At 40.5% G+C, this 6,031-nt stretch carries 6 protein-coding genes; 4 read left to right on the forward strand and 2 right to left on the reverse strand.

Annotated features, from left to right (window positions below):
• The 4 genes from AC4E96_RS13675 to AC4E96_RS13690 form a co-directional block, all read left to right on the forward strand.
• The coding region (locus tag AC4E96_RS13675; RefSeq protein ID WP_490256219.1) for a gluzincin family metallopeptidase at positions 1 to 1,644 on the forward strand (1,644 nt) is incomplete at its 5' end.
• Positions 1,617 to 3,305 carry an RHS repeat-associated core domain-containing protein gene (locus AC4E96_RS13680; RefSeq protein WP_490256220.1) on the forward strand — a complete coding sequence of 563 codons (1,689 nt, stop codon included), beginning with the start codon at positions 1,617 to 1,619 and terminating at the stop codon, positions 3,303 to 3,305. The genes AC4E96_RS13675 and AC4E96_RS13680, both read left to right, overlap by 28 nt.
• 4 nt (positions 3,306 to 3,309) lie before the next feature.
• Complete coding sequence (locus AC4E96_RS13685; RefSeq protein ID WP_488033670.1) at positions 3,310 to 3,756, forward strand: hypothetical protein; 447 nt, start codon at positions 3,310 to 3,312, stop codon at positions 3,754 to 3,756.
• Positions 3,757 to 4,034: 278 nt separating this feature from the next.
• Positions 4,035 to 4,214 (forward strand): hypothetical protein, encoded by a 180-nt coding sequence (locus tag AC4E96_RS13690; protein WP_488033671.1) that lies wholly within the window; start codon positions 4,035 to 4,037, stop codon positions 4,212 to 4,214.
• A gap of 70 nt (positions 4,215 to 4,284) precedes the next feature.
• On the opposite strand, the gene AC4E96_RS13695 is transcribed toward AC4E96_RS13690, so the two are convergent.
• Both AC4E96_RS13695 and abiEi read right to left on the reverse strand, forming a co-directional pair.
• A complete protein-coding gene (locus tag AC4E96_RS13695) occupies positions 4,285 to 5,160 on the reverse strand; it encodes a nucleotidyl transferase AbiEii/AbiGii toxin family protein (RefSeq protein WP_490256221.1) in 876 nt (291 codons plus the stop codon).
• A gap of 34 nt (positions 5,161 to 5,194) precedes the next feature.
• Positions 5,195 to 5,731, reverse strand: a complete 537-nt coding sequence (gene abiEi, locus AC4E96_RS13700; RefSeq protein ID WP_488033673.1) for a type IV toxin-antitoxin system AbiEi family antitoxin — start codon at positions 5,729 to 5,731, stop codon at positions 5,195 to 5,197.
• Positions 5,732 to 6,031: the final 300 nt, after the last annotated feature.

Here is a 6,031-nt window from a genome sequence, read left to right on the forward strand (position 1 = left end):
CAGTGGAAAGCAGATTACGAAAAAGCCTTTAGCCACTGGCATACCAAACCTCAACCTAGTATTCACCATGTTGATGCCAATATTGAGATAGACCCAATTGCGCAAAGTGCGGTATTTGAAATGACGTATCATCTTAAAAACAATACAAACCAAGCCATAGAGCAAGTGCTGATTGGTCGATATGGGAATTTTGGTTCAATGACGGTTCGTCCGGTTCGCGCTGTTGTTCAGGAAAATATAAGTGCTGACTTTAAGGCGATAGATAAGGTTCCTATGTCTGAACTTAAATCCAATCTTTTAGACGCTCCAATATTTCAACTTAGCGAAACCAAACTTAATCACGTCGTTTTGACCTTAGACAAGCCATTGGCACCAAGCGACATACTTCCTGTCGGGTTTTCATTTGAGTACGTACAACCTAAGTTGTGGCCGTCATCGCCACAATTATTTATAAAGCCTCAATTTAGCTATCTTCGAGGAATTCCGTGGATGCCTGTTGTTGGTTTTCAACCCGAATGGACGTTACGTAATGACAAATTACGTGAAGAACACGGTTTATCAGAATTGTCCGGGCTAAAACCATCAGAGCGTTTTGCACAGCAACCGTATCAATTGGAGTGGGACAGGCCTTTGGCGTATCAGTGGACCAGCTATACCAGTCAAATCAAAGTACCAACAGGTTTTTATGCGATAGGGCCTGGTGAACTAGAGAATGTCAGTCAGACGCAGTCACAGACAGCTTATCAATACCAGAGTGGCCAAGCCATGAGAAACGTACCAAGCTGGTTTGTGATGCCGTTGAATCTAGAATTACAAAATAAGGATCAAAGAAATAGTTCAGTCGAAAATGACCAAGACTTTAATTGGATTAAGCACGAGCAAGTGGTGGATTTGGGGCTTGATAAAAAAACGGGTCAGGATAACAAAGTAACGACGCAATTATTTGTCAAAAATAGCTCGGACGCTGAGACACAAAAACAAATTAATCAAGCCGTCACCATCAATCAAGCCGGAATGGCCGATACATTGGCGTGGTTATCTGAGCATATCCAGCCTTATCGCCACAGCAGTCTAAGAATGTTTTCGTCACCAGACTCGGGACCAACAGGTTATGCCTTGCCGCAAAACATGCTGATTGGGTATGAAGTTGGCTTTTTGGCTAGTCCTACAGAAGATGCTGGTTTTGATCAGCGATACCGCCGCGCCGTCCACGAAACTGCACACCAATGGTTTGGTCATGATATTGGAAATGGTATTGCCGAGGACAATGCATTTTTGGTCGAGTCCTTAGCCAAATATGTCGAGCTAGTCATGATAGAAAAAAGATACGGACACTCAGCCAAAGAAGCGCTGGTGGAATACGAAACCGAACGATTTAATCGAGTCCATAAGTTTTATTACGGCGAAGCGCGTGGCTTGGTCGACGCGACCTCACCACACCAACAATACTCTCAAGCGACAGTTGCTTTTAATCAACTGCGCAACGAACTAGGCGATGACATCATCATAAAAACACTCAAGCAGCTGTGGGCCGAGCATGGTTATCCAAAGAAACCCGCAACCTCGATGGACTTTTTTCGACTTTTAAAAGCAAATGCGCCTGCGGATAAAGCAGAGTGGGTGGAAGAAGTGTTGTTGTATTAGACAGCAGCCAATTGACCTATGCAGGTGTATCAAAAGCCTATAACTATGAATACGATGCGGTAGGGAACTTAACTCTTAAAAGTGATTATTCGACAAGCATGGTTTATGACTCAGCCGGTCGAAGTCAAAGTAATGGTTGGGCTGGGCCTAACGCGGTGAGAAGCATTACTCGATCAAATAATAGTGTGGTTAGTTTCGAATACGATAAGTCAGGTAACATGGTCAAAGGTGACGGCTTGACTAGTGCAACGTACAATGTCTGGAATAAGCCAACGTCGATTGTTCGTGATGGAGTTTCATTATCTTTCTTGTATGGCCCAAATAAAATGCGTCATAAACAAACCAAAACAGGACCAACTTCGTCAACACTGTATTACTATGACAGCTTGTATGAAATTGAAGAAGTAGGTGGTGAGACGGTTTGGAGTGCTTATATCGGTGATGTAGCGATAGTGAGCCAAAACGAACAACTTGGGTACCATATTCGATTCACCCATAAAGATAGATTGGGAAGCAGCACTACCTTGACAGATCACAACGGTAATGTGATTGAGTCTCGAGAGTTTGATGCCTTTGGTAAGCCGCGTTCTGTCGACAATTTGGATAAGCCAGCTTGGGAAATCAAATTAAACAATCCACAGTTAGGTGTACGTGGCTTTACAGACCATGAACACTTGGATGATGTGCGTTTAATTCATATGAACGGACGGGTGTACGATTATAACCTTGGGCGGTTTATGAGTGTTGATCCTTTTGTACATGAAGGCTCTCAGGGAATTAATCCGTATTCCTACATTATGAATAATCCGCTGGCGGGGACTGATCCGACTGGTTATTCACCTGAGGAAGTAGAGAAGAAAGTTAAAGTCAGTGTTGCAGGAAGTCGGATAAAACGAACTGTTACTGTTTCTGCAAAAGCTAATGGAAGTGGCGGTGCGACTATTTCTATTTCTGGGGGGAATGGCGCAGCTAGAGGAGCTGTCAAAGGAATGTTGACAAACAAGTTAGAAGGGGCCGGGTTTAATGTTGCGGACATAGGTTCTCAAAAAAGTATCTCTCAACAGAATGAGGGCGGGACAAAGCCGCCAAATGCAGAAAAAAGGTCCCAAATGCCTGAACTTCTTAACGATTTTGTTGCTGGGCGCATTAGTTTTCCACAGGGAATGGACAACGATATTGCGCGATCAACTATGCAGGAAGTAAATGACCAAGCTGCCGATTATTTTGGACTAGAAGATCCATTAGATAGTAACGCCGGATGGGTAGCTAGAACTGCTATCGGTGAATTCAATGGAATGAGGCAACCCTATGTCGAAGCTATGGCTTGGGTTATTAGGAATAGAGTTGAAAGCAAACACTTCCCGAACTCATATAAAGATGTTGTTCTTCAAAGAAAGCAATTTTCGTCTTGGAATACAAACGATCCAAACTATGATCGAGTAATGAACCCAGACACATCCAGTGAATGGTTTAAGCAGACTTTAAGTACCGCAAGGAGAGTGTTAAATGCACCAAGCTCGAAAAATCCTTTACCTAATGTGAGGCATTACTATAGTCCGCGTTCAATGACGGGTGGAAAGACTCCAAGTTGGGCCGTAGGAAAAAGTACTGTAAAGTACAAAGACGTTAAATCAAACTATATGACCTTGGTTAAGGGGTAGATTCATGAAATATTTTTCCTTGTTGATATTTTTGCTAGTAATCTTGCCTGTGAAGGCGAAGGATTTTAGCTTTCCCTGTGTGGTTGGCAAATCATGCACACCAGAATTCGAATTAAAAAAATATTACGTAGAATTAGCTGAACTTGATGAATTCGTTGATATGGAATCAGGGTTGGAAGGTGTTCAATTCAGTACTTTTCATAGTAGCGACTTTGGATTAATAGTGAATATTACTGTTGGGCGTTTTTCTACCCTTTTTCTATATAGCCAACGACAGCTAGTTCAAAGTGACCTAAATAAATTTGGCTATAAATTGGAAACTGGGCTGATATCAGGTGTCAAATTTAGAAATTTGAACGCTTTCATAGAAGTATATTCAAACGTTGCTGAAGAGCCTCCTTATGTCATTGAGTTTTTGAATAGTAATGGTTCCATAAAGAAATTAGATTGATAAAAGGTTAGGGCCAAATAAAGATTTGTGCATAACCAGCTTCGGCTGGTTTGCTTTGAGGTCAAAGCCAAGTATTTACATCGACTGATATTCAGTTTAAAGCCTCATTAACAGAGACTTTAAACAGCGCAAAATCGAAGAAACTAAAATCAGGTTGAAGGTTGATTTAGTTATGTTTTATTAACCGATGTTGTTACATCTATATACACTAGGGACACAGTTGTTAGGCTAAGCCTCAGCCGCACAATCTGACAGTATTACCAAATATAAGGGATGATATGATCCAGTCTGAATATCAACGCTTTCTTCAAACATTAATTTCATCTTCATCTAACCCTTCAGTTCATAAACTTGCTATTTTGGTACTGCAACATCTAGATGAAATCATTCCACTTGGCACGCACCAAGGCCACAGAGTAAAGCAACGAAAAAGGCGTCATGGGGTCAAGTTTTGTTGATGATGATAAGCAACTGTGAAACCACTAGTAAAATCACACGCATCACTGCAATAAACTCCAAATTCGCCGCTTACATTGAAAATTCAGGGTTTAATTCATCACCGTATAATGCAGCATCTAGTTCTTTTAGCATTCCTGTAATTGTATTAATTAAGTATTGAGTGAATTTTTCTTGGCCTAAGGTTCGATCAAAAACGTTTGTCGGTATGAATCGTTTCATTTCCTGTATAAATTCTTGGCTAACGACAATCTTTGGTAGTTGTTCAATTTTTGTAGAAAGCATGGAGTGAAAGTCAGTAATTTTATAGTCATTGAGTTTGTGGGAAACAAGCTCTGGCTTTACTGTAGCACCTTGCTGCTTAAGCCACGCCAAATCCCAAATGTCACGATGGCGAACATATTTCTGAGTGGCAGCCAGTGAAACGAGTTTGTCTGCCATAACTTCATCCAGCGTTTCAGTGAGTATTAGTGTATCGCTATAACCGTCAGGTAAAAAATCATAATTTAATTGCAGTGGTAATGGCTCTTTCGTATAAGCAGGAATATTTGTAACTTCTACTTTGATTTTTTGCTTAGGCATGTGTTTTTTATCAGAAGCCGTTGCTACCGCGATTTGCCATTTATCAATTTTTAACTCTTCATACTTTAGCTCTTCTTTTAATTTTTTAGGCTCTTTAACGGTAACCTCTAAACCATAACGTGTGCCGACATATTTCTCTATGCAGGCTTTCATTTCTGCTAGAGTTTTTGCTGAAAAATCTTTTCCACCAGCAAAGTCGAGATCTTCACTGAAGCGATTGCCGCCATAGCATAGTCGAAGTGACGTTCCACCCTGGAAAACCAAATTATCCAAAAAACCACCTTTTTCTAAGGCAAATAAAATATCGTAGTGCAGTGACTCTTTTTCTATGACTGGGCGCATGTTAGAAGCCTGCTCGTTAGTCATCGCTCTCTCAACGAGTTGTTCGAAGTTTTGTTGCTCAATCTTCATCTAACATTGCCTCTTCTACTAAATGGGTATTGCGGCCTACACGTTTAAGATCACGATAGGCGGCACGTTTAGTTGCTAAGCGTAATGGTCGGTCAATAGTTTCTGTATGTTCGAGAATATCATTTACTGATCGTTTTGTATGGGTAAACTCAATAGTGCCAAAAGGTGTTTTATATTCACCTTTTCTGCCCGTTGTCATTACTGTTAAACGATCAATAGGGATTTGTGAGATAACACCATACTCTGATAATGCCGACTCTAAACTAAGATAATTATATTCCCCTCGTCTGATGGTTGTAGCTAAACGTTCTAACAAGTCACTTCGCTTGCTTTGAGCCAAATTATTAATGTAAATACCCTTACAGGCTCGCACTAATATATTAGCTTCAACTAATCGTTGAATCCCAGCTCTGACAGCTCTAGAAGAGCTCTCATGAAAAATTTTAGCTAAATCTGAATTAGTAAAAATGTATCGACCTTGCTTGTCATAAGCAGCGAGTCTTTGAATAGCAATAGTTTTATTCACCACCCCTCCAAGTAAACAAAAGTGACACATTTATGTGTCGTTACCGTCTACATAATGTAGTTTAAATGTTAAGTGGACGCAAGTGACACATAAATGTGTCGTTAGTGTTTACATGTGTGAAAGTGAAAATGTTGTACAGTCCCATCAATACAGGCACTTCGATAGACTAATAAATCCTTCTTACTTCACAAATAAAAAAGCCGACGAGAACGTCGGCTTATAACTAAAGTTTAAATCCTAAACTTAAAAACGAATCTAAGACCTAAGATCCTAAACTCTAGATCCCAGACTTTAAACCCT

The sequence above is a fragment of the Psychrosphaera sp. genome (assembly GCF_982872775.1).

Coding starts and splice junctions, on each gene's coding strand:
- AC4E96_RS13685 (WP_488033670.1), top strand. CDS start 3,310: ATGAAATATTTTTCCTTGTTGATATTTTTGCTAGTAATCTTGCCTGTG.
- AC4E96_RS13690 (WP_488033671.1), top strand. CDS start 4,035: ATGATCCAGTCTGAATATCAACGCTTTCTTCAAACATTAATTTCATCT.
- AC4E96_RS13695 (WP_490256221.1), bottom strand. CDS start 5,160: ATGACTAACGAGCAGGCTTCTAACATGCGCCCAGTCATAGAAAAAGAG.